The 24,708-nt window shown below is 62.7% G+C and carries 26 protein-coding genes; 9 read left to right on the top strand and 17 right to left on the bottom strand.

The window, feature by feature from the left end; translation table 11 throughout:
- Positions 1-113: 113 nt before the first annotated feature.
- Entirely contained in the window at positions 114-1,109 is a 996-nt protein-coding gene (locus AB6803_RS15950; protein WP_371109792.1) for an aldo/keto reductase, read from the bottom strand.
- 137 nt (positions 1,110-1,246) lie between these two features.
- On the opposite strand from AB6803_RS15950, the gene AB6803_RS15945 reads away from it, so the two are divergent.
- Entirely contained in the window at positions 1,247-2,137 is an 891-nt protein-coding gene (locus AB6803_RS15945; RefSeq protein WP_371109791.1) for a LysR family transcriptional regulator, read from the top strand.
- A gap of 48 nt (positions 2,138-2,185) precedes the next feature.
- On the opposite strand, the gene AB6803_RS15940 is transcribed toward AB6803_RS15945, so the two are convergent.
- Complete coding sequence (locus AB6803_RS15940) at positions 2,186-2,680, bottom strand: ferritin-like domain-containing protein (protein WP_371109790.1); 495 nt, start codon at positions 2,678-2,680, stop codon at positions 2,186-2,188.
- 148 nt (positions 2,681-2,828) lie between these two features.
- Between AB6803_RS15940 and AB6803_RS15935 the strand changes: the two genes are divergently transcribed.
- On the top strand, positions 2,829-3,446 hold the full coding sequence (locus AB6803_RS15935) for a hypothetical protein (RefSeq protein WP_371109789.1): 618 nt from the start codon (positions 2,829-2,831) through the stop codon (positions 3,444-3,446).
- Here AB6803_RS15935 and AB6803_RS15930 read toward each other — a convergent pair.
- The 4 genes from AB6803_RS15930 to AB6803_RS15915 form a co-directional block, all read right to left on the bottom strand.
- Positions 3,436-3,879 (bottom strand): N-acetyltransferase family protein, encoded by a 444-nt coding sequence (locus AB6803_RS15930; protein ID WP_371109788.1) that lies wholly within the window; start codon positions 3,877-3,879, stop codon positions 3,436-3,438. The genes AB6803_RS15935 and AB6803_RS15930 overlap by 11 nt on opposite strands.
- A gap of 14 nt (positions 3,880-3,893) precedes the next feature.
- On the bottom strand, positions 3,894-4,844 hold the full coding sequence (locus AB6803_RS15925) for an aldo/keto reductase (protein WP_371109787.1): 951 nt from the start codon (positions 4,842-4,844) through the stop codon (positions 3,894-3,896).
- 108 nt (positions 4,845-4,952) lie between these two features.
- A complete protein-coding gene (locus AB6803_RS15920; protein WP_371109786.1) occupies positions 4,953-5,951 on the bottom strand; it encodes a GlxA family transcriptional regulator in 999 nt (332 codons plus the stop codon).
- Positions 5,948-6,514: an isochorismatase family protein gene (locus tag AB6803_RS15915; RefSeq protein ID WP_371109785.1), complete on the bottom strand. Its 567-nt coding sequence runs from the start codon at positions 6,512-6,514 to the stop codon at positions 5,948-5,950. Before AB6803_RS15915 ends, AB6803_RS15920 begins: the two co-directional genes overlap by 4 nt.
- 316 nt (positions 6,515-6,830) lie before the next feature.
- Between AB6803_RS15915 and AB6803_RS15910 the strand changes: the two genes are divergently transcribed.
- Positions 6,831-7,817, top strand: coding sequence for a Gfo/Idh/MocA family protein (locus AB6803_RS15910; RefSeq protein WP_371109784.1), 987 nt, complete (start codon positions 6,831-6,833; stop codon positions 7,815-7,817).
- A 9-nt stretch (positions 7,818-7,826) separates the two neighbouring features.
- Here AB6803_RS15910 and AB6803_RS15905 read toward each other — a convergent pair whose 3' ends face one another.
- Positions 7,827-8,213, bottom strand: a complete 387-nt coding sequence (locus tag AB6803_RS15905; RefSeq protein ID WP_371109783.1) for a GtrA family protein — start codon at positions 8,211-8,213, stop codon at positions 7,827-7,829.
- Entirely contained in the window at positions 8,210-9,223 is a 1,014-nt protein-coding gene (locus tag AB6803_RS15900) for a glycosyltransferase (RefSeq protein WP_371109782.1), read from the bottom strand. Before AB6803_RS15900 ends, AB6803_RS15905 begins: the two co-directional genes overlap by 4 nt.
- A 231-nt stretch (positions 9,224-9,454) precedes the next feature.
- Here AB6803_RS15900 and AB6803_RS15895 point away from each other — a divergent pair, with 231 nt between their 5' ends.
- Positions 9,455-11,281, top strand: a complete 1,827-nt coding sequence (locus tag AB6803_RS15895; protein ID WP_371109781.1) for a hypothetical protein — start codon at positions 9,455-9,457, stop codon at positions 11,279-11,281.
- Positions 11,282-11,290: 9 nt separating this feature from the next.
- On the opposite strand, the gene AB6803_RS15890 is transcribed toward AB6803_RS15895, so the two are convergent.
- On the bottom strand, positions 11,291-11,521 hold the full coding sequence (locus AB6803_RS15890) for a homogentisate export protein (RefSeq protein WP_371109780.1): 231 nt from the start codon (positions 11,519-11,521) through the stop codon (positions 11,291-11,293).
- 187 nt (positions 11,522-11,708) lie between these two features.
- On the opposite strand from AB6803_RS15890, the gene xseA reads away from it, so the two are divergent.
- On the top strand, positions 11,709-13,325 hold the full coding sequence (gene xseA, locus AB6803_RS15885; protein ID WP_371109779.1) for an exodeoxyribonuclease VII large subunit: 1,617 nt from the start codon (positions 11,709-11,711) through the stop codon (positions 13,323-13,325).
- Positions 13,325-13,915: an NAD(P)H-dependent oxidoreductase gene (locus AB6803_RS15880; protein ID WP_371109778.1), complete on the top strand. Its 591-nt coding sequence runs from the start codon at positions 13,325-13,327 to the stop codon at positions 13,913-13,915. Before xseA ends, AB6803_RS15880 begins: the two co-directional genes overlap by 1 nt.
- Before the next feature lies 1 nt (position 13,916).
- On the opposite strand, the gene AB6803_RS15875 is transcribed toward AB6803_RS15880, so the two are convergent.
- From AB6803_RS15875 to AB6803_RS15850, 6 genes are all read right to left on the bottom strand, one after another.
- The gene (locus tag AB6803_RS15875; RefSeq protein ID WP_371109777.1) at positions 13,917-15,167 is read right to left on the bottom strand and encodes an aminopeptidase; all 1,251 of its coding nucleotides are present in this window, start codon (positions 15,165-15,167) and stop codon (positions 13,917-13,919) included.
- A 94-nt stretch (positions 15,168-15,261) separates the two neighbouring features.
- Positions 15,262-15,735, bottom strand: a complete 474-nt coding sequence (ybaK, locus tag AB6803_RS15870) for a Cys-tRNA(Pro) deacylase (protein ID WP_371109776.1) — start codon at positions 15,733-15,735, stop codon at positions 15,262-15,264.
- Positions 15,736-15,745: 10 nt separating this feature from the next.
- Positions 15,746-16,102, bottom strand: coding sequence for an ArsC family reductase (locus AB6803_RS15865; protein WP_371109775.1), 357 nt, complete (start codon positions 16,100-16,102; stop codon positions 15,746-15,748).
- Positions 16,103-16,126: 24 nt separating this feature from the next.
- Positions 16,127-17,188, bottom strand: coding sequence for a succinylglutamate desuccinylase/aspartoacylase family protein (locus AB6803_RS15860; RefSeq protein ID WP_371109774.1), 1,062 nt, complete (start codon positions 17,186-17,188; stop codon positions 16,127-16,129).
- Between the two features lie 112 nt (positions 17,189-17,300).
- Positions 17,301-18,482, bottom strand: coding sequence for an MFS transporter (locus AB6803_RS15855; RefSeq protein WP_371109773.1), 1,182 nt, complete (start codon positions 18,480-18,482; stop codon positions 17,301-17,303).
- Between the two features lie 191 nt (positions 18,483-18,673).
- Entirely contained in the window at positions 18,674-19,648 is a 975-nt protein-coding gene (locus tag AB6803_RS15850; protein ID WP_371109772.1) for a quinone oxidoreductase, read from the bottom strand.
- Between the two features lie 93 nt (positions 19,649-19,741).
- Here AB6803_RS15850 and AB6803_RS15845 point away from each other — a divergent pair, with 93 nt between their 5' ends.
- Together AB6803_RS15845 and AB6803_RS15840 are read left to right on the top strand one after the other, a co-directional pair.
- On the top strand, positions 19,742-20,620 hold the full coding sequence (locus tag AB6803_RS15845) for a LysR family transcriptional regulator (protein WP_371109771.1): 879 nt from the start codon (positions 19,742-19,744) through the stop codon (positions 20,618-20,620).
- An 88-nt stretch (positions 20,621-20,708) separates the two neighbouring features.
- Positions 20,709-22,367, top strand: coding sequence for a SulP family inorganic anion transporter (locus tag AB6803_RS15840; RefSeq protein ID WP_371109770.1), 1,659 nt, complete (start codon positions 20,709-20,711; stop codon positions 22,365-22,367).
- Here AB6803_RS15840 and AB6803_RS15835 read toward each other — a convergent pair.
- On the bottom strand, positions 22,346-22,912 hold the full coding sequence (locus AB6803_RS15835; protein ID WP_371109769.1) for a 2'-5' RNA ligase family protein: 567 nt from the start codon (positions 22,910-22,912) through the stop codon (positions 22,346-22,348). The two genes, AB6803_RS15840 and AB6803_RS15835, sit on opposite strands and share 22 nt — an antisense overlap.
- A gap of 231 nt (positions 22,913-23,143) precedes the next feature.
- On the opposite strand from AB6803_RS15835, the gene AB6803_RS15830 reads away from it, so the two are divergent.
- Positions 23,144-23,707, top strand: a complete 564-nt coding sequence (locus AB6803_RS15830; RefSeq protein ID WP_371109768.1) for a methylated-DNA--[protein]-cysteine S-methyltransferase — start codon at positions 23,144-23,146, stop codon at positions 23,705-23,707.
- Between the two features lie 33 nt (positions 23,708-23,740).
- On the opposite strand, the gene AB6803_RS15825 is transcribed toward AB6803_RS15830, so the two are convergent.
- Positions 23,741-24,661 carry a LysR family transcriptional regulator gene (locus AB6803_RS15825; protein ID WP_371109767.1) on the bottom strand — a complete coding sequence of 307 codons (921 nt, stop codon included), beginning with the start codon at positions 24,659-24,661 and terminating at the stop codon, positions 23,741-23,743.
- Positions 24,662-24,708 lie beyond the last annotated feature (47 nt).

Here is a 24,708-nt window from a genome sequence, read left to right as displayed (position 1 = left end):
TACGAATTCTATCCCACGCTCCGCCGCATCGGTGCAGCCACATAAAAAAAGACATCGGCCCGGATACCGATGTCCTTATTGCATGGTTGCATGTCGGATGCTTGACGACGATTTCAGATATTCGTCATCGCCAGCGAGGCCTCAGTATATCGTTTTCCGGCTACGTCTTCGAGCGGCATGATATCGCTCAGCGTCTGCACTTCGGCAACCGAAAGCGTGATGTCGGCGGCTGCCGCATTCTGTTCGAGATGGTGCAGCTTGCGGGCGCCGGGGATCGGCACGATATCGTCGCCCTGATGCAGGACCCAGGCGAGCGCCAGTTGCGCGGCCGTGACGCCCTTGTCCTTGGCGAGGGATTCGAGCTTGGCGACGAGGGCGGCGTTGGCGTCGAAATTCTCGCCCTGGAAACGCGGCAGGTTGCGGCGGAAATCGTCTGCTGCAAGGTCATCCACCTTGCTGATGGCACCGGTGAGGAATCCACGGCCAAGCGGGCTATAGGGTACGAAGCCGATGCCGAGTTCGCGGCAGACGGCAAGCACCTCCTCTTCCGGGTCACGGGACCACAGCGAATATTCGCTCTGTAAGGCAGCGATCGGGTGCACCGCATGGGCGCGGCGGATCGTGGCGGCGCCGGCTTCCGAAAGGCCGAGCGCGCGTACCTTGCCCTCTTTCACCAGGTCTGCCATGGCGCCAACCGTATCCTCGATCGGAACATTCGGATCGACGCGGTGCTGGTAGAAGAGATCGATGACATCGGTGCCGAGCCGCTTCAGCGATGCCTCGGCCACCTCCTTCACATGCTCCGGCCGGCTGTCGACGCCGATCATCGATGCCAGGCCCGACTTGGTCAGATCAAGCTTGAAGCCGAACTTGGTGGCGATGACGACGCGGTCGCGGACGGGTTTCAGTGCTCGGCCCAGTAGCACCTCGTTGGTAAAGGGGCCGTATGTCTCGGCGGTATCGAAGAAGGTAACGCCGAGATCGACGGCGTGATGCAGCGTCTTCACCGATTCATTCTCGTCAGAAGCACCATAGGCGAAGCTCATGCCCATGCAGCCGAGGCCAACGGCGGAAACGGTGAGATCCTTGCCAAGCTTGCGGGTTTTCATTGTCATATTCCTTTTGGGCTTTGTTGCGATCGGAAACGGCCGGGCTGGTCGTCCGCGGTCACAAGAGCAAGATAGATCGCTCGATAATGAACAAAAACCCATGCAAATTCTAACAGGCTGTTCTATAATTTAGATCAATGAACCGGACCCAGCTTTCTCAATTGGCGGTTTTCGCCGCTGTCGCCGCCCATCGCAGCTTCCGTGCCGCTGGCAAGGAGTTGTCGATCGCGCCGTCCGCCGTCAGTCATGCAGTCTCCAGCCTGGAGGAAAGTCTCGGTGTGCGGCTGCTCGCCCGCACCACCCGCAGCGTCCTGCCGACCGAGGAGGGCAAGGCGTTGTTGGAGCGGCTGGCGCCGGCGCTGGAGGAAATCGATATCGCGCTGGAGGATACGCTGGCCACCCGTGGCCGCCCGGCGGGCAATCTGCGCATCACAGCGCCACGCTTCGCCTCTGATCTCCTGATGGCGCCGCGGCTCGGCGATTTCCTCAACGCCTATCCCGACATCACGCTGGAGATCGCCAATGAGGACGGCTTCAGTGATATCGTCAGGGAAGGCTTCGACGCCGGCATTCGGCTGGAGGAGAGCGTGGAAGCGGATATGATCGCAGTGAAGGTATCACCCGACATCCGCACGGTCATCGCCGGATCGCCGGCCTACTTCGAGAAGCATCCGAAGCCCCTGCACCCGCGCGATCTCGCCCAGCATCGCTGCATCAAGCGGCGTTTCACCGATGGTTCGCTCTATCGCTGGGAATTCGAGAAGGACGGCCGTGAGCTGATCGTCGCGGTCGACGGCCCCTTGATCGTCGGTGAAGACCGGCTCGCGGTTCTGGCGGCACTCAATGGCGCGGGTCTCTCCTATTTCTTCGACATAAGGGTGGCGCAGGAACTGGTCGAGGGCCGCCTGATCCGCGTGCTGGAGGATTGGTGCCCGCCTTATCCCGGCTTCTGCATCTATTATCCGAGCCGCCGCCAGATGCGCCCGGCGCTCCGCGCCTTCATCGATTTCTTCAAATATACCGGATGAGACCGAAGGAAGCGGCCGGATGGTCCGGCCGCCTTTCGGATATTGCATTCAGGCGGCTGCCTTCTGATTGATGGCGCCGGTGGCAAGCTTGCTCAGGGCCTTGTCGGTGTTGGTCTCTTGCTGCAAGGTTTGATCGAGCAGGCCGACGGCCTCTTTGAGGCCGAGCGTCTGAGCCCAGGTTTTCAGCGAGCCGTAGCGGGCCATCTCATAATGTTCCACGGCCTGCGCCGAGGAGATGAGGCCGGCATCGAGGGCGGCCGTGCCCTTGAATTCCTCGATGATCTCTTCGCCCTCGGCAAGAATCCCCTGGATCGCTTCGCAGGTCTTGCCTTTGGCGCGTTTGCCCATCAGCTCGAAAATCTGCTCCAGTCGCTCGACTTGGCCCTCGGTTTCCTCGCGGTGCTTTTCAAAGCCCGCCTTCAATTCGGGGGATTGGGCTGCACGCGCCATCTTCGGCAACGCCTTCAAAATTTGCCGCTCGGCATAGTAGATGTCCTGTAGCGTGTCGTAGAAAAGGTCTTCCAGCGTCTTGTCCTTGGACATGGTTTCCATCCTTGCTTTTTTGGGAATGTCACTGGCTGTGACCCTTTAACAAGGGAATGGCGGCGCTATTGTTCCGAAAAAATCGGGTGGCGAAGTTTTGAAAAAGCCGGAATGTTGAAGCGACCATAGAGAATAGGGGGCGTTGCCGATGAAAAAGCCGGGATCGATGAAGGGCTTGGAGGAACTCGGCCGCGTCAGGCTATCGAAGAATTTCTTCTTCCGCGATTTCCTGCATTCGGAGATCGCCGATTTCTATCGCATTCCCAATATCCCCGAGGATCCCGATCTGGCGATCGAGACCGGCCGCAGGCTCTGCGAAGAGTTGCTGGAGCCGCTGGAAGCCACTTTCGGCCGCCTGCATATCCGCTCAGGCTATCGCGCACCCGATGTCAACGCCTTCGGCAACAGGAACGGGCTGAATTGCTCGACCAATCCTCACACCGCCGCCCATCATATCTGGGATATGCGCGATCTGGACGGCTGTATGGGCGCCGCCGTCTGCGTCGTCGTGCCGTGGCTGATCGATCATTGCCGCGAGGAGGGAGATTGGCAGAAGCTGGCCTGGTGGATCCACGATCACCTGCCCTATGCCTCGCTCTGCTTCTTCCCGAAATTATGGGCCTTCAATATCCAGTGGCACGAGCGGCCGATACGAACCATACAGAGCTATGTCAGCCCGCGCGGCATGCTGACCAAGAGGGGCATGGCGAATTGGGAAGGCGATCATTCGGCTCTCTACGAAGATCTGCCGAAGCTTAGAGCTTGATGCGGTAACGAATGAGCCCATCGCTCTTGATGTAGCGGTCATAGAGCTTGCGGGCCGTGGCGTTGTCTTCTTCGGTGTGCCAATAGAGCCGCGCCCAGCCATTCGCCTTGCAAAGCGATACGAGATCGTCGAGCAACGCCCGACCGACACCCTGGCCGCGCGTGCCTTCGTCGACGAACAGGTCTTCCAGATAGCATTCCGGCTCTCTGATCCACGTACTCTCATGCGTCAGGCAGAGCGCGAAACCCTTGACCTCGCCATCGATTTCGGCGACGCGCATGAAGATGGCGGACGCCGGATCGAAGACCCGGCGCCATGTCATGTCGGTGATATCGGGCGTGAGGTCGACGCGATAGAAGGTGAGATAGCCGGCCCAAAGCTTGCGCCAGCGGGTTTCGTCTTCAGGCTTGGCGTCGCGCACGACCACTGTCATCAATTTGTCCTTGTCTATTCGCCGGCCTTGTCGAGCAGGGCCATGGCCTCGTCGGAAAGCGTGAGCTTCGCCGAATTGATCAGCGCGTCAAGCTGGCTGAGGCTGGTGGCGCTGGCGATCGGGGCGGTGACGCCCCGCTTGCGCAGCAGCCAGGCGAGCGCGACTTCGGCTGGCTTCGAGCCGGTTTCGGCGGAAACCTTGTCGAGGGCTGCGAGAATGCGCAGGCCCTTGTCGTCGAGATAGGCGGCCACCCGGTTTTCGCGCGCACGCCCCTCGGTGTCGGCCTTGGTGCGGTATTTGCCGGTGAGGAAGCCGGCGGCGAGGCTGAAATAGGTGATGACGCCGATATCTTGCCCGACGCAGAGATCCGCCAGTGGGCCTTCGAAGCTGTCACGCGTATAGAGGTTATATTCCGGCTGCAGCACGTCGTAGCGCGGCAGGCCTGCCTTGGCGGCGGCGTCGAGCGATGCCTGAAGCTGCTCGGCGTTAAGGTTGGAGCAGCCGACATGGCGGATCTTGCCCTGTTCCTTCAGCTTGGCATAGGCGCTGAGCGATTCCTCGTGCGGCGTTTCCGGGTCCGGCCAGTGCGACAGATAGAGGTCGATATAGTCGGTCTGCAGCCGCTTCAGCGAAGCGTCGACCGCCTGGAGGATATAATCGGCCTTCAGGCCCTTCTTGTCCGGCCCCATGTCCGAGCCGACCTTGGTGATGATGATGGCCTTGTCGCGGGCGATGCCGCTCTGCTTCAGCCACTTGCCGATGATCTCCTCGGAATCGCCGCCCTTGTTGCCGGGAACCCAGCGGGAATAGACATCGGCGGTGTCGATCGTGTTGAAGCCGGCGCCGAAGAAGGCGTCGAGCAGGGCATAGGAGGTTTTCTCATCGGCCGTCCAGCCGAAGACATTACCGCCGAAGACGATCGGCGCGACGAAAAGATCGGTGCGTCCAAGCTTGCGCGTTTCCATAGGGGCTCTCCAGATGAGTTGAGCAAAAGACCGGCACGGAATAGGCCGGAGAGGGTGGGGACGAACCAAGCTATCGTCCCACCAATGGAAATGCCACTAACGTTTTCTTTATTCGGCTGCCGTTCGGCGGTAGTGGCTGGGCGACAGTTCGTTGTATTTCGACCAGACTCGCCGCATGTGCCGCGGCGAGGCGAAGCCGGATTTTTCCGCCACGCGCTCCATGTCCATCCGCGAATTGGTCAGCACGTCGCGGGCAAGCGTGACGCGCATCAGATTGACATAGGCGGTCACTGACAGGCCGGCATGCTCCTGGAACAGCCGGGATATATGCCGCGCGCTCATCGCGCCGATCCGGGCAAGTTCGGACAGCGACCAGCCATGGGCGGGGTCGGCCATGATTGCGTCCTGCACGCGATGGATGGCGGGATGGACATGGTTGCGGCCGCTGAGCCAAGGCGAAAGCTGCGGTTCGGCGCCGGTGCGGCGCATGTAGACGACCATGTGGCGGGCGATCGTCAGCGCCGTCATCGGCGAGGTGAGTTTCGAGGCGATGTGCAGCATCAGGTCTGTGCCGGTGGAGATGCCGGCGCTGGAATAGCGCTCGCGATCCTCGACATAGAGCCGGTTGTCGAGAACCCGCGCGGTCGGGGCATAGTGCCGGACCTCTTCGATGCAGGCCGCGTGTGTCGTGCAGGCATGGCCCTCGAGCAGGCCGGCGCGGGCGGCGAGCACGGCGCCGGAGCAGATGGTGACGAGCGTGATGCCGGGACGGATGGCCGTCTTCAGCCAGGCGGTCAGAATATCCAATTCCGGCTCGACGTCATCGGCATCCAGTGGTGCCGTGACGCTGCCGGAGACGACGACATAGGCTCCGTCGGGAATGCGATCCGGCAGCGGCGACAGTTCGGCAAGCACCAGTCCGACCGACGTCGTCTGCGTCGGTCGGGCGGCGATGAAGCGATAGTCGAATAGGACGTCCTCCTGTTCGACATTGGCGCGGCGCAGAACCTCCATCGGTCCGGCGACATCCATCAGCAGCGTATAGGGCGGCAGGACGACATAGACCGGAAGGATGCGGCGATGGAGGTGTCTGTCGCCTTGGTTCATGCGGCACTCCTGAGCGCCGTCGCGGCAAGGGCGTCTTCGACCGTCGCGATGCGGGCGAAGCGGCCGGCCAATACCAGTTCGGTGCGCTTCTTGATGTCATCGGCGCTGAAGACCGTGCCCGACGCATGCGTCATCGGGAAGGTCAATGTTGCCTCGGTGACGTAATCGACGGCGTAGCCGAGATCGGAGGCATGGCGGGTGGTGGTCTCGCAGCATTGCTCGGTGCGGATGCCAGAAACGATCAGCTTGCGGATGCCGTTCTCCACCAGCCAGACATCGAGGCCGGAGCCGACCAGCGCGGAATGGCGATGCTTGTGGAAGACGGCGTCGGCCTCGAGCGTGATCTCGTCGAGCGTGCGGACATAGCCGCTCTCTAGGCTGAAATGTTCGTCGCCATCGACATGGAAGATCTGCACGACGGGAATGCCCTTGGCCTTCGCCCCGTCGATCAGCGCCTGCAGGCGGCTGGTGAAAGCAGGCAGGTCGTCGGTTTGCCAATAGGGACGCTGGCGGAAAGATTCCTGGACATCGATAACCAGCAGGGCGGTGTCGGCATGGGACATTTTCGTATCTCCTATGTTTGAAGGATAACCGAAACTAGATCCCTACAGATAGCCGAGAAAGCCAAGTGCCGGACAAAAAAAGGACAAATCAGGCCATCCATGCCTTTGGACTTCTCTCATGTTTTTGGCACCACCCCACTCCTGGCCGTTGCGCCGCCGGTAAGGGCCGAATAAAGTCCATAACGGTTTCATCCGAGCGATGACGCCTCCCTCGTTTCGCTCCGCCCATCAATGTCATAGGATCCCAGCCGAAAACCGCGCCGCGTTTGACGCCCTGCGGACCGTCGCTTCGGGATCATGTTCCAGGAGGAAAATCATGTTGCGTTTCGGAATTTTGTCGACGGCGAAGATCGGCCGCGATCTGGTCGTGCCCGCCATTCAGGATGCGGAAAATTGCGTGGTGACGGCGGTTGCCAGCCGCGATCTCGACCGCGCAAGGCAGATGGCGGATCGTTTCTCCGTGCCGCATGCCTTCGGCTCTTATGAGGAGATGCTGGCTTCCGATAAGATCGATGCCGTCTACATTCCGCTGCCGACGTCGCAGCATGTCGAGTGGACGATCAAGGCGGCGGACGCCGGCAAGCATGTGCTCTGTGAAAAGCCGATCGCGCTGAAGGCCGAGGAGATCGACGGCCTGATCGCTGCCCGTGACCGCAACAAGGTATTGGTGAGCGAAGCCTATATGGTGACCTATGCGCCGGTCTGGCGGAAGGTGCGCTCGCTTTTGGCGGATGGCGCCATCGGCCGCCTGCGCCACATCCAGGGCGCCTTCACCTATTTCAACCGCGATGCCGGCAATATGCGTAACATCCCGGCGCTCGGTGGCGGCGGTCTGCCCGATATTGGCGTCTACCCGACGATATCAGCCCGCTTCGTCACCGGCCGCGAGCCCCTGCGCATCCAGGCGGTCACCGAGCGTGACCCGGAATTCGGCACGGACATCTATTCCAGCGTCAAGGCCGACTTCGGTGATTTCGACATGAGCTTCTATATCTCGACGCAGTTGGCCAACCGCCAGGTCATGGTCTTCCACGGCACGGAAGGCTTCATCGAGGTGAAGTCCCCCTTCAACGCCGACCGCTATGGCGCCGAAGAGCTGGAATTGACCAATCGCAGCCACACGGAATCGCAGATCTTCCGTTTCCCCGACAGCCGCCAGTACAGGCGCGAAGCAGAAGCCTTCGCCTCAGCCGCGCTCGGCAAGGAAGCCGAAGTCGTGTCGCTCGAAAGCTCCAAGCTCAATCAGAAGGTCATCGACGCCATCTATCGCGCCAGCGAAAAGGATGGATGGGAACCGGTCTAACCCGGAATTTTAGGGATTTTGGCGGTGGCGGAAGACGAAGCGCGAATAGCCGAAGAAGCTGAACGCCGTCGCCGCCGCTGACGCCAGGATCAATGCGATGATCGGCCGGAGCGTCGGCGCGGACATGAGCAAGGCGCTATAAAGCGCGTAGTTCAGCAGCGCCGAGGTCAGGCCGACCGATCCGTAACGGAAGCCCTCGGCGGCCAGCGACCGGTCGGAATGGCCGAAGGTGAAGTTGCGGTTGAGCACCCAGGTGGCGAGAAGCGCGCTCGGGATGGAGATCGCGCGTCCGCCGAACGGGCCGATCGCCGTGAACCGCAGCAGCAATAGCAGCACGCCGGCGTCGACGACAAAGCCGACGCTGCCGGCCATCAGGAAGCGAAACAGCTTCTTCATGCAGCCTTGGCCCTTTTTCTCCGGCTTGCCGGCTTCTCGTGTTCCGTCATGTAGACCGTTTGCTCGTCGCCAATCTGGCGAGATGCCGGCTTGGCCAGGCTCATATAGTGAATGCGAAGCTGTTCGGCACGGGCACGGGCGACTGAATCGAGGATCAGCCCAGCTGTGAAGAGCATGAAGGAAATCATCATCAGCGCCATGGAGAGCACCCAGGTCGGCATGCGCAGGACCAGGCCGGTTTCGAAATATTCGACGAAGACGGGGATCATGAAGCCGATGCTCATCTCCATCGAAATAGCGCCCAGAATGCCGAAGAAAGCGAAGGGCCGGGTTTCCTTCATGAGCATCGCAAACATCCAGAGGATTTTCCAGCCGTCGCGGAAGGTCGAAAGCTTGGAATGCGATCCTTCCGGCCTGCGGCCATAATCGAGTTCCAACTCGCTGACCGGCAGTTTCAGCCGCGAGGCATGCACCGACATTTCCGTCTCGATCTCGAAACCGCCGGACACGGCCGGGAAGCTCTTGACGAAGCGGCGCGAGAAGGCGCGATAGCCGGAGAAGATGTCGGTGAAATCAGGGCCGAAGATCGTGCGGTAAAGCCAGTTGAAGATGCGATTGCCGAAGGCATGGCCCTGGCGTCCGGCATCGTCGTGGACGCCACGGCGCGTGCCCACGACCATGTCGGAACCTTCGGTCAAAAGCGTGCGGATCAACTCCTCAGCATCTTCAGGCGCATAGGTGCCGTCGCCATCGGCCATGAGATAGATGTCGGCGTCGATATCGGCGAACATGCGGCGCACCACATGCCCCTTGCCCTGCCGGCGCTCGCGCACCACGGTCGCGCCCGCGAGCATGGCATGCAGCGCCGTGGTGTCGGTGGAATTGTTGTCGTAGACGTAGATGTCGGCCTGCGGCAGTGCCTTGCGAAAGCCGCGAACGACGTCGCCGATCGTGGCGGCTTCATTATAGCAGGGCAGAAGGACGGCGATATTCAGCTTCTCGTTCCACATGGTCTCTGGCCAGTTCCTACGCGTGACTTTCACTTGCGACCTATTGGAGGAGAACCTATCCCGTTGCGCGTTAATAAGACCCTAGGGCTGTGGGCGAAAAATGGCAGGTTGCGGCTTGCTGGAGAACATTATCGTGATATTTGCGGCCGCGTCGCCCCGCTTTACGCTTTCTTGATGGCCAGTGGTTAGCGTGGTGCCCCGGATGTCCTTCGAATACGGGGTTTTATCGAGATGGCGCAGACGTTGACAGTAACGCGCGGAGCGGCCGTTACGGCGCAAACGGAAGTACCGTCGCTCTGGTCGCGGCCGAGGCTCGTCGCGCTGATCTACACGCTCTTCACCATCGTCGTACTGCTGATCTTCAATCGCCATGCCACCGACTATGTCGGCCCCGACAATGACGATGTCATGCGCCTGGTCGAAGTCCGCGATTTCCTCGGTGGTCAGGGCTGGTTCGACATGATGCAGTACCGTCTCGGCCTCGATGGTGGGACGTTGATGCATTGGTCGCGCTTCATCGATCTGCCGATCGCCGGCCTGATTGCATTCTTCCGGCTGTTTCTTGCACCGGAAAGCGCCGAGGCGGCGGCGCTCACCGTCTGGCCGCTGATGCTAGTATTGCCGTTGATGGCCTTCATGGGGCTTGCCGGCCGCCGGATCGCCGGCGTCGAGGGCATGCATTTCTCGCTGATTCTGACGACGCTCTTCGTGCTGACGTCCCGCCGTTTCCTGCCGGGCTCCATCGATCATGACAATGTGCAGCTTGGCCTCGTTGCGCTCTCCGTCGCCATGCTGGCGGATGAGAGCTACCGCCCGCGCAATTTCGCCATTGCCGCCATTGCCCTTGCCATCGCGCTCGGCATCGGCGCCGAGACGACGCCTTTCGTCGCCGTCGCCTGCATGGCGGTCGCCGGCCTCTGGGCCTGGGATGGCGAGATCGTCGCGCCCGCTGCCCGAGCCTTCGCCCTCACGCTGATGATCGCCGTCAGCGCTGCCTTCTTCGCGCTGGTGCCGCCGCATCTCTATTCCGCGGTCACCTGCGACAACCTTTCGCTCGGCTTCTATGGCATCACCAGCGTCGGGGGCGCCGGCCTACTGCTGTCGGCGCTGTTTGCCAGCCGCCTGTCGCGGCCGTGGCGCCTGGTGGTGCTGGCGGCCAACGGCGCTGTCGTTTTCGCAGCGACCCTGGTGATCGCGCCGCAATGCCTGCACAATCCGCTCGCCGATCTCGACCCGATGCTGGTGCAGCTGTGGCTGAGCAAAGTCACCGAGGCGCAGTCGATTGTCGCGCTGGCGCAACGCGAACCGGAAACACTCGGCGCCTTCTACGCTACGGGTTTTCTGGCGATCATCCTCTGCATCGTTCGCATGCTGCGCGGCGAGCGCGCTCGTCTGCATGCTGTGCTGATGGCGCTCGTCGCCGTCAATTGGATCATCGCCCTGGTGCAGGTGCGCGGGGCGGAGTTTTCCAATCTGCTCGCCATTCCGCCGCTTGCAATCCTGCTGGCGGAGCTTCGCCGCATTTCCGCCGCCGACACGAAGAATGTCCGCGCCGCCTTGGTCTATATCGTCGCCACACTGCTTTCCGTACCGGCAGTCTGGGCCGTTGGCGGCGCGCTTGCCAAGAATGGGATCGCGAACAGTTTGGCTGCCAACGCGGACGAGACGGGAGACTGCATTTCGAGGCAGGCCTTTGCGCCGATCGCTGGCCTCGCCCCCGGCCTTGTTTCCGCGCCGTCCAACATGGGTTCACCCCTGCTGCGCTTCACGCCGCATCGCACGCTCTCCGGTCCCTATCATCGCGATCCAGACGGCATGCTGACCGAACTGCATATCGGCCTTGCCGAGCCGAAGGAGGCGGAAGCCTTCCTGCGCGGCGCGCATGTGACGTTGCTTGCCTTTTGCCCCGGGGACCCGCAGGTGCAGGAAGTTTCGGAGTTGAAGCCGGAGGGACTCTATGCCCAGCTCGGCAAGGGCCATGTGCCCGCCTACCTCGAGCCGATCCCGACGGCGGCGAAATCGGATGTACGGTTCTTCCGGTTCAAGCCGCAGGATTGAACGTGCCGCTCAGGCCCGGCGCTGGTGCTCCAGCACGTCGAGCGTGATGAGGTAACCGATAAAGCCGAGATTGTAGCCGCCGAGCGCGATGAACAATGTTGTCAGCGGCGGCGGAACCATCGAGATGGCGACGGCTGCCATGAAGGCGACGCTCACCAAGGCCGCGCCCAGGATCGAGACGATTGCCGAGCGCTGCAGGCCGGCGGCAATTCCAATGATCGTGGCGGCTACGAATATCATCGTTCCACCTCCTCTTTACCAAAAACAAGTTTGCACAGAATTGCACGGGGATGGCTAAGAAAGGCTTTGTAGACAGGGTTAACGTCTGATGAAGCGCTGCTGTTCCGTGCATCCTCTTGGATGCACAAAGGGCAAAGCAGCATTTTTTGAATCTCCGCATTTTCGGCAAGTTCGGATAAAAGACCGTATGAGCAGCTTCTTTGAGAATGATTCGCCGTCGAATCTTGCGGAATATTCCGTCTCGGAATTGTCGGGGTCGATCAAGCGCACCGTCGAGAGCGCCTTCGATCAGGTGCGCGTGCGCGGTGAAATCTCCGGCTATCGCGGGCCGCATTCCTCCGGCCACGCCTATTTTTCGCTGAAGGATGACCGCGCCCGTATCGACGCGGTGATCTGGAAAGGCACATTTTCCAAGCTGAAATTCCGACCCGAGGAGGGAATGGAGGTCATCGCCACCGGCAAGGTGACGACATTCCCCGGCTCCTCGAAATACCAGATCGTCATCGAAACGCTGGAACCCGCCGGCGCCGGCGCGCTGATGGCGCTGCTGGAAGAGCGCAAGCGTAAGCTCGGTGCCGAAGGCCTGTTCGATGCCGAACGCAAGCGCCGGCTTCCCTTCATGCCCAAGGTGATCGGCGTCGTCACCTCGCCAACCGGCGCGGTCATCCGCGATATCCTGCACCGTATTTCCGATCGTTTCCCCGTGCATGTACTGGTCTGGCCGGTGAAGGTGCAGGGGGAGGGCTCTGGCGACGAGGTCGCAAATGCCATCCGTGGCTTCAATGAATTTGCGCCGGGCGGCTCGTTGCCGCGTCCGGATGTGCTGATCGTCGCCCGTGGCGGCGGCAGCCTTGAGGATCTCTGGAGCTTCAACGACGAGGCGGTGGTGCGCGCTGCTGCCGCAAGCGAAATCCCTCTGATCTCCGCCGTCGGCCACGAGACCGACTGGACGTTGATCGACTATGCTGCCGATGTCCGCGCGCCGACGCCGACCGGGGCCGCTGAAATGGCGGTGCCGGTCAAGGCCGATCTGGAAGCGCAGCTCGCAAGCCTTGCCGCCCGCCTGCAGGGAGGCGTGAGCCGGCAGATGGATCAGCGTCGGCAGTCCGTGCGCGCCCTGCTACGCGCGCTTCCGTCGCTCGACCAGCTTCTGGCCTTGCCGCGTCGCCGCTTCGATGAGGCAGCCTCCGGCCTCGGTCGTGGGCTCGAGCTGAATACACTCAACAAGCGCCGCACCTTCGAGCGCGCCGCCTCGCATCTGCGGCCCGATGTCCTGTCGAACCGCATCGTGGAGCGGCGGCAGATGCTGAGCGAGCGGATGACCCGCGCCGAGCGCACCATCGAGCGGATGATCGACCGCGCCCGCGCCCGCATCGGCCGCGCCGACGCCGTCTTTGCGACGCTGCCCTCGCGGCTGGAGACGCAGACCGGCCGCGCCCGTGACCTGCTCGGCAATCTCTCCCGCCGCACCGATACGGCGATCCGCCATCAGCTCGTGCGGGCGCGCGGAGAATTGGTAGCGCAGGAGCGCGTGATGCAATCGCTGTCCTACAAGAACGTGCTGAAGCGCGGCTATGCCGTCGTGCGCGACGAGGCCGACCGGCCGGTTTCACTGGCCGCGTCCCTTGCCACTGGTGCGGTAATCTCGATCGAGTTCGCCGATGGCCGCGTTGGCGCGGTCACCGGAGACAACCCGGTCGCTCCGGCACCCACGGAGCCGCCAGCCAGCGCGCCACCGCAAAAGAAGCGCGTCGCGAAACCGGCTGGTTCCACTGATCCGTCGAACCAGGGAAGCCTGTTCTGATGCGTATCCTGCTGGTGCTTGCTCATCCGCTGGAGGATAGTTTTGCCGCGGCTGTGGCGAAAACGGCAAAGGAGACGCTCATTGCCGGCGGGCATCAGGTCGATCTGCTCGATCTCTATCGCGAAGGCTTCGACCCGCGCCTGTCCGAGGCCGAGCGGCGCGGTTATTTCGATCAGCCCTATGATACCTCTGGCGTCGCGGATATCGTCGCGAGGCTACAGGCGGCCGATGGGCTGATACTGGTCTTTCCGCAATGGTGGTTCAATTTTCCGGCCATCCTCAAGGGCTTCTTCGATCGCGCCTTCGCGCCGGGTATCGCCTTCAGCCACGATGCTGCCGGCGGCCGCATCGTGCCGAAACTTACCAATATCCGCTTGTTCTGGGCGCTGACGACCACCGGCTCGCCCTGGTGGGTCGTCCATCTCTATATGGGCAATCCGGTGCGCCGCCTGCTGAAGCGCGGCATTGCCGCCTTCTGCGCCAAGCGGCTGGATTTCCGCATGCTGACCCTGCACGACATGGACCGCGTCAGTGAAGCTGGGCGCTTGGCCCATCTCGCCCGCGTCAGGGCGGCGTTGGCCGCCCTCTAGCTTACGCCCACTCGCCCTTGCGCATGACCGGCACGCTGGAGCCATCCGGCTTGATGCCGTCGATGTCGACCTTGTCGGAGCCGATCATCCAGTCGATGTGGATCAGGCTGGAATTGCCGCCCTGCGCGGTGATCTGTTCCTGGCTGAGCGACGCTCCGTCGACGAAACACTTAGAGTAGCACTGGCCGAGCGCGATGTGGCAGGAGGCGTTTTCGTCGAACAGCGTGTTGTAGAACAGGATGCCGCTGGCCGAGATCGGCGAGGAATGCGGCACCAGCGCCACTTCGCCGAGCCGGCGTGCGCCCTCGTCGGTATCGAGCACCTTGTTCAGCACTTCCTCACCACGGGTTGCCTTGGCCTCGACAATGCGGCCGCCTTCGAAGCGCACCTGGATATTGTCGATCAGCGTGCCCTGGTGTGACAGCGGCTTGGTCGAGGAGACATGGCCCTCGACGCGTAGCGCATGCGGCGTGGTGAAGACTTCTTCCGTCGGGATGTTGGGGTTGCAGGTGATGCCGTTCTTGGCCGTCGAAGCGCCGCCATGCCATTCATGACCATCGGCAAGGCCGACCTTCAGGTCGGTGCCTGGGCCCTGGAAATGCAGCGTGGCGAAGCGCTGGCCGTTCATCCATGCCGACCGCTTGCGCAGATTGGCGTTGTGCTCCGCCCAGGCGGCCACCGGGTCTTCGACATCGACGCGCGAAGCCGAGAAGATCGCCTTGGCGAGCTTGGCGACGGCAATCGCCTCCGGATCGTCCGGGAAGACCAATTTGGCCCAGGAAGGGTTGGGGTAGGAGACGATGTTCCAGTTGATGTCGAAATTGGAGATCTTCTCCAGCGCCGGCTTGTAGGCGGCCGAATTGGCGCGATTGGCGCGCGCCACCTTGGCCGGATCCTGGCCGGAGAGCAGCATCGGATTGTCACCGGAAATGGCGAGCCGCGCGGTATTGTTGGCAAAGGCCTTGCCCATGCCTTCATAAAGCCAGCTCGCCGCGCGATCGAAGCTCTCATCATGGCCGTATTCGTAGCGGGCGAGCGTGGTTTCCTCGTCCGAGTAAAAGGTGGAGACGAGCCCCGCGCCGGCCTTGTAGGCCTCGCGCGTGATCAGCCGCACCAGCGGCATCGCCGCGACCGGAGCGGTGATGAGCAGATCCTGGCCAGCCTGTAGCTGCAACCCGACCTTCACGGCCACTTCGGCAAGCTTTTCCAGCTTGGCGGTATCGACGGGATGATGGTTGGAGGCTGACGTCATGGCAAAACCTGCGTGCTGGGAATCGGAAAACGGCCCTCAGACTTAGACCGATTTACGGCGAAAATGAAGGCGATTTGTCTGCTGAAGCGTTTGATCAGGCAATCAGTGGCGCGGGACTGGCCTTCAAAACCCTGAGCGCATCCTGCGGGCTGAGCCGCACCTGCAGTCCGCGCTGGCCGCCGTTGATATAGACATAGGCTTCGGTCATCGCCTGCGCCTCGATCGCCGTCGGCACGATCTTCTTCTGGCCGAAGGGGCTGATGCCGCCGACATGATAGCCCGTTAGCCGTTCGGCATCGGCGGGTTTCATCATATTCGCCGATTTGCCACCGAAAGCGGCGGCAAGCTTCTTCATGCTGACCTCGTGATCAGAAGGAACGACCACGCAAACCGGCTTGCCATCCACCTCCGCCATCAGCGTCTTCAACACTCGATGCGGCTCTTCGCCCAAAGCTTCCGCCGCCTGCATGCCGACGCGCTCGGCATTGGGATCGTAGTCATAGGCATGAACCGTGAAGGCGACCTTGGCCTGGGTCAGAACTTGCGTGGCGCGGGTGGTTTTGGACATGGCTCAGCTCTTATGCACCGACCTTGAATGCGCCTGCATAAATCTCCGGCTTGAAACCGATCAGCAGTTTTCCGTCCACTTCCAGCACCGGACGCTTGATCATCGAAGGCTGGGCCAGCATCAGGGTAATGGCCTTATCCCTGGTGAGGTCGGCGCGGTCTGCCTCGGGCAACGCCCTGAAAGTGGTGCCGGCGCGGTTGAGCACGATGTCCCAGCCCGCTTCCGCCGTCCAGCGCTCCAGATGGTCTCGGTCGATGCCGGCGGCCTTGTAGTCATGGAAATCATAGGCGATGCCGTGGCCCTCGAGCCAGGCTCGTGCCTTCTTCATCGTGTCGCAATTCTTGATGCCGTAGATGGTGATCGTCATATCCGTTCCGTCTCTTGCTCTATCTCAGTCTTCCAGCGTTCCGGGCTTGCGGGCGGCGCCGCTTGGCATGTCGCAGCCGATCTTCATCAGGTCGCCGCGGCGGCGGACGAGACGGTCGGAGACGCGGGTGACGATGAGGCCTGCCTGCGGAGCGTGAACGTCGATCGTCCCGTTCGGCATGCCGGGCGCGGTGATGATCGTTGCCAGCAGATCGCCTTCCTCGACGCGCTCGCCGATATTGCGATGGAAGAGCACGGTGCCGGCCTGTGGCGCGCGGATCATCTCGACATTGTCGAGCGGCACCGCCGGTCCGGTGAAAGCGGAAAGGGTGACGCCGTCGTCCCTGACCGCGCCACGGGCGGCAAGGAAGCGCCAGAGCCCTTCGGCATCGTTCTTCGCCATTTCCGGGTAGACATCGCGCGTGCCACGCAGCTCGACGGTGACCGAAAGCTTGCCCGGCAATTGCGCCTTCTTCTCGCCGGGCACCTCGTATTTCCACGCAAAGCTGACGGCTTCCTCGAAGGCCGAGCTTTCGCCGTCCGATAGCAGCACGGCGTCCATGTTGAGCGCCGCCGCAAGATCGGCGGCCTCCGGCCAGAAGGCATCGTCGATATAGGCATATTGCAGGGATTCGTCGTCGCAATGCAGGTCGATCACCAGATCGGCGCCGAGCGCCATGTGGATCAGCTGCCGCTTCAGCCGGTCGACGGCGGAATAACGCTCCAGATTTGCGGTCAGTAGATGCCGATCGCGCAGCGAGATCAGCGGGAAATCGCGGTTGAAATTGGTGCGCGAGCTGAGGTCGAAGCGGCCCTGCATCTCGCCGAAGTGCGATTGCGCCGCACCGATCGGGTTGGCGTGCGGCACGACGGTGATATCGCTCAGAAGCGCGCCGTCCGCTTCGGCCTGCCGCAGCCGTTCGCAAAGGAAATGGACAAGCGCCGTGCCCGGCAGCTCGCCGGCATGCAGTGCCGCCTGGATATAGATCTTCGGAGCATCCGGCTTGCTGCCTTTGAAATGCAGCACCGGCAGCCGCCATGCGATCCCCGTGGTATCGCCTTCGAGAACGATTTCGGTGATGTTCATGCGTCTGTCTCCCAGCTGTGATCGTCGCAGGTCCATACCAAGCCGTGGTCGTTTTGCGCAACGATTATCGGGCGGCGGGATTAAACGCTCCGACTTGGCGAAGCCTTTGGCTCTATACGTTGCTGGTCTTGCGCAGCCAGAAGCAGATCGCAAGGCTGAGCAGGACGGCGCCGCCGCCGAGGAGGAAGGGTGCCGTATAGCCGAAGTGATCGGCAAGCACGCCGGCAATCGGGCCGGTGCCTCCGAGCGCCACATCGAGGAACATCGAGTAGAGACCAAGCGCCACGCCGCGGTTCTGCGGCGGAATACGCGCCATCGCCTCGTTGCCGAGTGCCGGGAAAACCGGCGCGAAACCGGCGCCGGCAAGGGCTGCGCCGATGATCGCGACGGTGGGCGTCGGAGCAAGGGCAATCGTCAGCAGGCCGACAATCTCCAGCACCAGCGAAATACGCGCCAGCGGCAGGCCGCCGAAGCGAGCGACGGCTTGCGCCAATCCGAGGCGGATGCCCATGAAGGCGAGGCCAAAGGCACTCAATGCCAGCGAAGCCCCGTCCCAACCGCGATTGTGGAAAAACAGGGCGACGAAGGCCATGACGACGCCGAAGCCGCTGGAGGCCAGTGCCAGCGCCACGCCGTAAGGCAGGATACGGCCGAGCACCTGGCCGGTGCCGATGCCCTTTTCCTTGATGCCGGGCACCGGTGGCCGTGTCTGCGCCAGCATTACGCCGGCAATCGCCAGGCCGATCGTCACAGTACCTATGGCGAAGAAACCATATTGCCCCTCGAGCCAGGCGCCGAAAGGGGCGGCAAGCGCGATGCCGCCATAGGTGGCGATGCCGTTCCACGAGATGATGCGAACGGTTTCGCGCGATCCCATCAGGCCGATCGCCCAGGTGATCGCTGCCGTGCTGACCAGGCTTTCGCCGATACCGAGCGCCAGGCGTCCGGCAAGCAGCAGCGACAGGCTCGCCGCCGGAATGTCCGTGACGAGCGCGGATGCCAGCGTCAGGGCGCCGCAAAGCCCATAGGCGAAAAAGCCGAGGAAGACCGAACGGCGCGGCCCGTACTGGTCGCATAACCGTCCGACCTGCGCGCGGCTGACGATAGTCGCCACATATTGCGTGCTGATAGCGATGCCGGCCCAGACGACGCCAAAACCGAGCCCGCTATCGACATGGGTCGGCAGCACCGCAAGCGGCAAGCCGATGGCCAGATAGCCAAAGAAGGTCAGCGCGACGATGGAGATAAGGGTCAGCGCCGAGTTGGACTGGATGGTCTGGGAGGCAGTGTTCACGAGATATCGCCTGCGGACACCGGCGAGGCGATGTCCATGCTGTTAGCCACGACGGGTCGGGGTTCATACCGGATGAAAATGGCAGCGATGCCACTTCCAATGGGTATCAGGCAAAAGCAGGCCCGGTCAATGGAAGTGCTGCTATGCAGCAAAAGCCATTGACGGGATCAGGCGATTGTGTTCCCCGCGGTTTACATCGTCAAAACCACGCTTGCAGTCGTCCGCCCGGCCTCCAGATCGGCATGGGCGATGGCCGCATCCTTGAGCGTGTATTCCGCCCCGATCGGATTGACCAGGCCTGCCTGCAGCTCCGTCATGAGGATCTCCGCCCCTTGCCGGTAGAGATCCGGATCGTTGGCATAGACCAGCACGCTCGGGCGTGAAAGCGCGATGGCCCGGGGGGCGGTCAGCTCCTCGATCTGCACCGGCGGAATGGGGCCGGCAGGCTGGCCGAGGCTGGCAACCATGCCGAAGGGGCGGACGGTGGCAAGCGTCTGCGACAGCATGGCGCCGCCGATGCCGTCTATGGCAAAATGCACGCCGCGACGATCGGCGATGCGGCGGGTTTCCTCCACCCAATCCTCGGATGTGTGCAGGAGAACGGTATCGGCGCCGGCCTCGTAGGCAAATTCCGCCTTGGCTTCCGAGCCGACCGTGGCGATGACGTTTGCGCCGAGCCGCTTGGCCCAGCGGGTGACGATCTGCCCGACGCCGCCGGCTGCCGCATGCACCAGGAGCCATTCACCCGGCTGCACGGGATGAACCTTGTGGAGCAGCATCTGGGCGGTCAGCCCGCGCAGCATCGTGCTGCCGGCAAGCCGCTCACTGACGCCATCGGGTAGCTTTATCAGCCGCGAGGCGGGCAGGGTGCGCATCTCGGCATAACTGCCGAGCGGGTGGCCGACATAAGCGACGCGATCGCCGACCTTCAGGTCTTCGACGCCGGGGCCGATTGCGTCCACGACGCCCGCACCTTCGAAGCCGAGAATGGTCTGGCCGGGCGGCCGTGGGTAAAGGCCTGAGCGAATGTAGATGTCGACGAAATTGACGCCGGAGATGCTTTGGCGGATGCGGGCTTGGCCGGGACCGGGCTCGGTGATGGGGAGATCAACGAGCTGCATCGTCTCGGGGCCGCCGGGGCTGTTCATGGCAATGGCGAGGGGCATAGAGGTAGTCTCCTTTCAGACGCAGTTTTGATCACAAAGCTGCGCCTGAATAAATTCGGTATGAGCTCACCATATCTGTGCAATAATGCACAGATGATCGATTGGCAGGACCTGCTTCATTTTGCCTCTCTGGCGCGGACCGGCTCGCTGTCGGCCGCGGCGCGCGAGCTTGGCGTCGACCATGCCACCGTCGGCCGGCGCATCGCCGCGCTGGAGCGCACGCTTGACCTTCGCCTGATCGACCGCCGGCCGCGCACCTCGCCGCTGACGGCTGACGGCCGGGCGATTGCGGAGCTGGTGGTTGGCATGGAGGAGAATGTCGAGGCGATCAGGCGCTATTCGAAAAGCGCTGTCGCCGGCCTGTCCGCCGCCGTCAAGATCAGCGCGCCGCCATCCATTGCTGCCCATCTGATTGCCCCGAAAGCAGTCGGCTTCCGTGCCGAGCATCCCGACATCACGCTGACCATCGCCGGCGTGACGCGGCGCGCAGCGCTCGATCACGGCGAAGCAGACATCGCCGTGCGTATGACGCGCCCCGAGGAGAGTGACCTCCTGGTGCGGCGCATTGGCGTGATGCGTTTCGGGCTCTACGCGATACCCGAGATTGCCGAGACACCGGAGGAGGACTGGGTCTTCATCGGATATGACGCGGCGCTGGAGCATCTGACGCAGCAGACCTGGCTGCGCAGCCTGCTGGCCGGCCGCCCCATCGTCTTCCGCGCCGGCGATATTTTCGGCCAGTTGGGAGCCGCGCGCGCCGGTCTCGGCGTCGTGGCGCTTCCCGCTTTCCTGGGCGATGGCGAAGCGGCCCTCACGCGGTTATCGACGGCCATCCCTTCGCCAACGCGCGACCTCTGGCTCGTGACCTACCCCGATCTCCGCCGCTCGCCCGCGATCCGGGCAGTGATGGATTTCGTCACCGAGACGATTGGTCGGAGCTGTCCGCTTCGGGATGCGGACGCGGCCAATTAGGGCGATGGTTCGCGCCTTTTTTCCTGTTGCAGCTCATTAGCGAATCTCTACACATAATCGGATTGGCGGTTTCTATGGTCGGTGATCGATGACGAAGTTGAGTGGCTTGCCCGCAATCAACAAAGCCGATGTCATCGCAGGCATATCGGTTGCAGGCCTGATGCTGCCGGAGGCTGTTGCCTATGCCGGCATTGCCGGCCTGCCGCCGCATCGGGCCATTCTCGCTGGTATCGCCGGCTGTCTCGTCTACGCAATTTTCGGGCGCAGCCGCTTCGCGATCGTCTCGCCGACATCGTCCTCCGCCGCCATTCTGGCCGCCACGCTGGCGATCGTGCCGGGAGACGCCGCCGTCAAGGCCGGCCTTGCGACCGTCGCCGTCGCCCTTGCCGGCATTCTCTTCGTCATCGCCGCCGCTCTGCGTCTCGGCGGCATCACCGGCTTCATCTCGCGCCCGGTGCTGCGCGGCTTTGCACTGGGATTGGCGATTACCATCATTCTGCATCAGCTGCCGATTCTCGTCGGCGCCTCCGTGCAGGGCTCCAATATCTTCAGTTATGCCGCTGCGCTGTTTGGGGCGATCCCGCAATGGAATCCGGTGAGCGTCGCGGTGGGGATCGTGGCGCTCGCCGCTCTGCTGCTGCTCAAGCGTGTGCCGGGCATTCCCGGCGCTTTCCTCGTGCTGGCGGCCGGCATCCTCAGCTCCTTCGTCCTCGACCTGGCCGGCCACGGCGTCAAGCTTGTCGGGACGATCGAGGTCCTGCCGCAATGGCCGTCGTTGCCCGATGCCGGCTGGGTGGCCTATTCGCGGCTGGCGCAGTTCACCGTGCCGCTGGTGCTCATTCTCTTTGCCGAATCCTGGGGAACGATGCGGGCCTTGGCGCTGCGCTACGGCGATACGCTGGCGGTCAACCGCGAGCTGGGTGCACTCGGCTTTGCCAATATCGCCAGCGCTGTCGTCCAGGGCATGCCAGTCGGCGCTGGTTTTTCCGCCGGTTTCGCCAGCGAGGCGGCAGGCGCGAAGACGCGCGCCACGGCGGTCTTCGCCGCTATCGGTCTTGCCATCCTGATTGCCTGCGCCGGGCCGCTGGTGGCGCGGCTGCCGGAGCCGGTGCTCGCCGCCGTGGTGATCGCGGCGCTGACGCATGCGCTCGACCCCAGCCCGATCCTGCGCCTCAGGCGGCTCCACCGCGATTTCTACGTTGCCCTCGGCGCCACGGCGGGCGTGCTGATTTTCGGCGTCCTCAACGGTATGCTGCTGGCGATCGCGCTGTCATTGGCCGCGATGATGCACCGGCTGGCCTCGCCCTATATCGCCCGTCTCGGGCGGCTTGGAAGCAGCCACAATTTCGTTGACCTCAGCCGCCACCAGGAGGCGTCGGAAACGCCCGGCGTTGCCATCTGGCGCCCCGGCGAACCGCTGTTCTTCGGCAATGCCGATACGATCTTCGGTGAGATCCTGTCGCGCAGCCGAGGAGAGGCGGGGATCAGGTCCGTCGTTCTCAGCCTTGAGGAGAGTTCCGACCTCGACAGCACTGCGCTCGATGCGTTGATGGAATTTGACGGCGCCATGCGCGTCGCCGGCATCCGCCTGCAATTCGCTCGCGTCCACGACCGCGTCCGCGATCTCATGGCAGCGGCCGGCATGGCGGATATCGACAGCCGTTGCAGCTTCAGCGTCGACGACGCGATCGCGGCGATCGGACAGGCATCAAAGAGCAGCGCGGCTCAGTCCGATAGCAGCCAGTAGCAAAGATGCTCGTGTTTGGCCTTGCCCTGCAGGCTGTTGACGAGCACGAAATCCCGGACGGTCCATGAGACCGGCCTTTCGAGCGTCACCTCCGGAATGAGATGGCCTTGGTAGAGCAACGTCATGTGCGGCTCGAATTTCCCCTCATGGTCATTGGCAAATCCGGTGAGCCGCATGGCTGCGTCCAACTCCCGATGAAGTGCCTTCAGCTCCGCATTTCCGTCCCTGTTCCAGAGAACCAGCGGGCGATTGTCGCCGCCTCCGAAGCTGACCGCCCGGTCAAACTCCACCTGGAAGCATCGTCCCCTGACGGTCGATGCTGCCTGCATCGCCGCAAACGCCGCTTCCTCCGGCAGGCCGCGATAGGAGCCGATCCTATAAAGCGAGATATGAGACAGATCCGGGCGGCGCGGCTTTGCCGAAAAGCCATGTTGCAGGCGCAGATCATTCGCCAGGTCGACACTTGCCGAGGCTATGTCCGGATCCGGCAGGATGGCGAAATAAAGAGCTTCCACATGCGTCGGATCGGCTTTGGATTTTCGCATCCGCGATCCCGCTCCGAGATTGAGCGAAAGCTGTCCGTTGTTTCTCATGGGATTGCTTCAAAGCCAGGCGGCCTTGCCTTGTCCTGTACGCGAAAATTCTGCGTATCCTAAGATCGCATAGTTGCAAAATCAAGAACAAAAGAGGAACATACGATCCATGCAAGAATCGGGTTGAACTTGGCCGTCCGAAGCACGATTCTCATGGCCAAGTGGAAACATGGAGCTTTTGCCATGAGCGATGCACAGCAATATTATCTGATCTTCGAAACCGCGGGCGGCTTCTGCGGGATCGCCTGGAACGATATCGGCGTCACGCGCTTCCAGCTGCCAACGAAAGAGGCAGGCTCAACCGAGCGTCTTCTGCTGCGTCGCATTCCGGATGCCCGGCCGGGCACGCCGCCGCTGGAGGTGACTGACGCGGTCGCTGCCGTGAAGCGCTATTTTGCAGGCGAGGAAATCGACTTTTCCCGTATCAAGCTGGACCTCGGCGAACTGGATAGCTTCTTCGAGCGCATCTATGCAGCTGCGCGACAGATCGGATGGGGCCACACGACGACCTACGGCGCGCTGGCAAAGCAGCTCGGCGCCGGACCGGAAGCCGCCCGCGATGTCGGCCAGGCCATGGCGCGGAACCCGGTGGCGCTGATCATCCCCTGCCATCGGGTGCTTGCCGCCGGCGGCAAGATCGGCGGCTTCTCGGCACCCGGCGGCTCCACCGCCAAGGCCCGCATGCTGGAACTCGAAGGCGTCCAGCTTGCGCCGCCGAAGCCCGTGCAGCAATCCCTCGGGTTTTAGGCGGGAGATCGGGCTTCGAGGTCAACGCTCCGGTCACGCCTGCCCGATGCCCGGCATGCCGGCAATCTGTTCGGCGAGAAAGTCGATCAGCAGCCGGACCCGGCCAATTCCCGCCCGCTCGGGAACGATCAGCATGCTGAGCGGAACCGGCGGCAGTGCATAGTCTGGTAGAATTGCCACGAGCCGGCCGTTCGCCAGCAGATCGTCGACGAGCCAGTGATGGGCGGGGGCGATGCCGCGTCCCGCGACGAGAGCTTCGCGCGCAGCAAGTCCGTGGTCGACCCGGAACCGTCCGCCGAAAGGCACCAGATGGCGCTTGCCATCCGGGCCTTCGAGGACGAGCGTATCGCTGCCCGCTATGTTTGACATCCGGATGCCTTCATGACCGGACAAATCCTGCGGGACGACAGGTATCCCCCGCGCCGCCAGATAGTTGGGTGCGGCGGCCAGCAGGCGCCGGCTCTGACCAAGCGCGCGCAGTTTCATGGAGCTGTCGGCAAGCGGACCGAGGCGTAATGCGATATCGACGCCTTCTTCGACAAGGTCGACGCGCTCGTCGGTGAGGCTGAGATCGACTGCGATCTCGGGATAGCGGTCCTGAAAGGCGAAGATCATCCGGCTGATATGCAGGACGCCGAAGGCGGCCGTGCAGGATATGCGGATCGTGCCGGCGGGCGCGCCGCGCGTGCTGCGGGCCTCATCGCCGGCGTGTTCGACAAGCCGTAGGATCTGGATGCTGTCGGCATAATAGCGGCTGCCTTCGTCAGTCATGGTGACGCGCCGGGTGGTTCTCGATAGCAGGGGAACGCCGACTGCCTCCTCGAGCTCCCGCAGATGCCGGGTTACCGTCGACTGGCCTATTCCGAGCTCGCGTGCCACCGCGGATAGGCTGCCGCGCTCCGCCACGCGGACGAAGGTTCGCATGCGCTCCAGCGTGACATCGGATTTATCCATTTTTCGGCATAGTCTTATCCATTGCCTAGATATAGCGGATCATTCCG

Origin of the sequence: Rhizobium sp. RCC_161_2 (assembly GCF_041355235.1) — a bacterium.
In the GTDB taxonomy this organism is placed as follows: domain Bacteria; phylum Pseudomonadota; class Alphaproteobacteria; order Rhizobiales; family Rhizobiaceae; genus Rhizobium.
The sequence above is the reverse complement of the archived record's forward strand: the minus strand, read 5'-3'. Positions and strand labels throughout refer to the sequence as shown.

Coding starts and splice junctions, on each gene's coding strand:
- xseA (WP_371109779.1), top strand. CDS start 11,709: ATGAGCAGCTTCTTTGAGAATGATTCGCCGTCGAATCTTGCGGAATAT.
- AB6803_RS15915 (WP_371109785.1), bottom strand. CDS start 6,514: ATGTCCCATGCCGACACCGCCCTGCTGGTTATCGATGTCCAGGAATCT.
- AB6803_RS15840 (WP_371109770.1), top strand. CDS start 20,709: ATGACGAAGTTGAGTGGCTTGCCCGCAATCAACAAAGCCGATGTCATC.
- AB6803_RS15910 (WP_371109784.1), top strand. CDS start 6,831: ATGTTGCGTTTCGGAATTTTGTCGACGGCGAAGATCGGCCGCGATCTG.
- AB6803_RS15940 (WP_371109790.1), bottom strand. CDS start 2,680: ATGTCCAAGGACAAGACGCTGGAAGACCTTTTCTACGACACGCTACAG.
- AB6803_RS15850 (WP_371109772.1), bottom strand. CDS start 19,648: ATGCCCCTCGCCATTGCCATGAACAGCCCCGGCGGCCCCGAGACGATG.
- AB6803_RS15935 (WP_371109789.1), top strand. CDS start 2,829: ATGAAAAAGCCGGGATCGATGAAGGGCTTGGAGGAACTCGGCCGCGTC.
- AB6803_RS15920 (WP_371109786.1), bottom strand. CDS start 5,951: ATGAACCAAGGCGACAGACACCTCCATCGCCGCATCCTTCCGGTCTAT.
- AB6803_RS15900 (WP_371109782.1), bottom strand. CDS start 9,223: ATGTGGAACGAGAAGCTGAATATCGCCGTCCTTCTGCCCTGCTATAAT.
- AB6803_RS15865 (WP_371109775.1), bottom strand. CDS start 16,102: ATGACGATCACCATCTACGGCATCAAGAATTGCGACACGATGAAGAAG.
- AB6803_RS15905 (WP_371109783.1), bottom strand. CDS start 8,213: ATGAAGAAGCTGTTTCGCTTCCTGATGGCCGGCAGCGTCGGCTTTGTC.
- AB6803_RS15845 (WP_371109771.1), top strand. CDS start 19,742: ATGATCGATTGGCAGGACCTGCTTCATTTTGCCTCTCTGGCGCGGACC.
- AB6803_RS15930 (WP_371109788.1), bottom strand. CDS start 3,879: ATGACAGTGGTCGTGCGCGACGCCAAGCCTGAAGACGAAACCCGCTGG.
- AB6803_RS15860 (WP_371109774.1), bottom strand. CDS start 17,188: ATGAACATCACCGAAATCGTTCTCGAAGGCGATACCACGGGGATCGCA.
- AB6803_RS15875 (WP_371109777.1), bottom strand. CDS start 15,167: ATGACGTCAGCCTCCAACCATCATCCCGTCGATACCGCCAAGCTGGAA.
- ybaK (WP_371109776.1), bottom strand. CDS start 15,735: ATGTCCAAAACCACCCGCGCCACGCAAGTTCTGACCCAGGCCAAGGTC.
- AB6803_RS15925 (WP_371109787.1), bottom strand. CDS start 4,844: ATGGAAACGCGCAAGCTTGGACGCACCGATCTTTTCGTCGCGCCGATC.
- AB6803_RS15880 (WP_371109778.1), top strand. CDS start 13,325: ATGCGTATCCTGCTGGTGCTTGCTCATCCGCTGGAGGATAGTTTTGCC.
- AB6803_RS15895 (WP_371109781.1), top strand. CDS start 9,455: ATGGCGCAGACGTTGACAGTAACGCGCGGAGCGGCCGTTACGGCGCAA.
- AB6803_RS15825 (WP_371109767.1), bottom strand. CDS start 24,661: ATGGATAAATCCGATGTCACGCTGGAGCGCATGCGAACCTTCGTCCGC.
- AB6803_RS15945 (WP_371109791.1), top strand. CDS start 1,247: ATGAACCGGACCCAGCTTTCTCAATTGGCGGTTTTCGCCGCTGTCGCC.
- AB6803_RS15835 (WP_371109769.1), bottom strand. CDS start 22,912: ATGCGAAAATCCAAAGCCGATCCGACGCATGTGGAAGCTCTTTATTTC.
- AB6803_RS15830 (WP_371109768.1), top strand. CDS start 23,144: ATGAGCGATGCACAGCAATATTATCTGATCTTCGAAACCGCGGGCGGC.
- AB6803_RS15950 (WP_371109792.1), bottom strand. CDS start 1,109: ATGAAAACCCGCAAGCTTGGCAAGGATCTCACCGTTTCCGCCGTTGGC.
- AB6803_RS15890 (WP_371109780.1), bottom strand. CDS start 11,521: ATGATATTCGTAGCCGCCACGATCATTGGAATTGCCGCCGGCCTGCAG.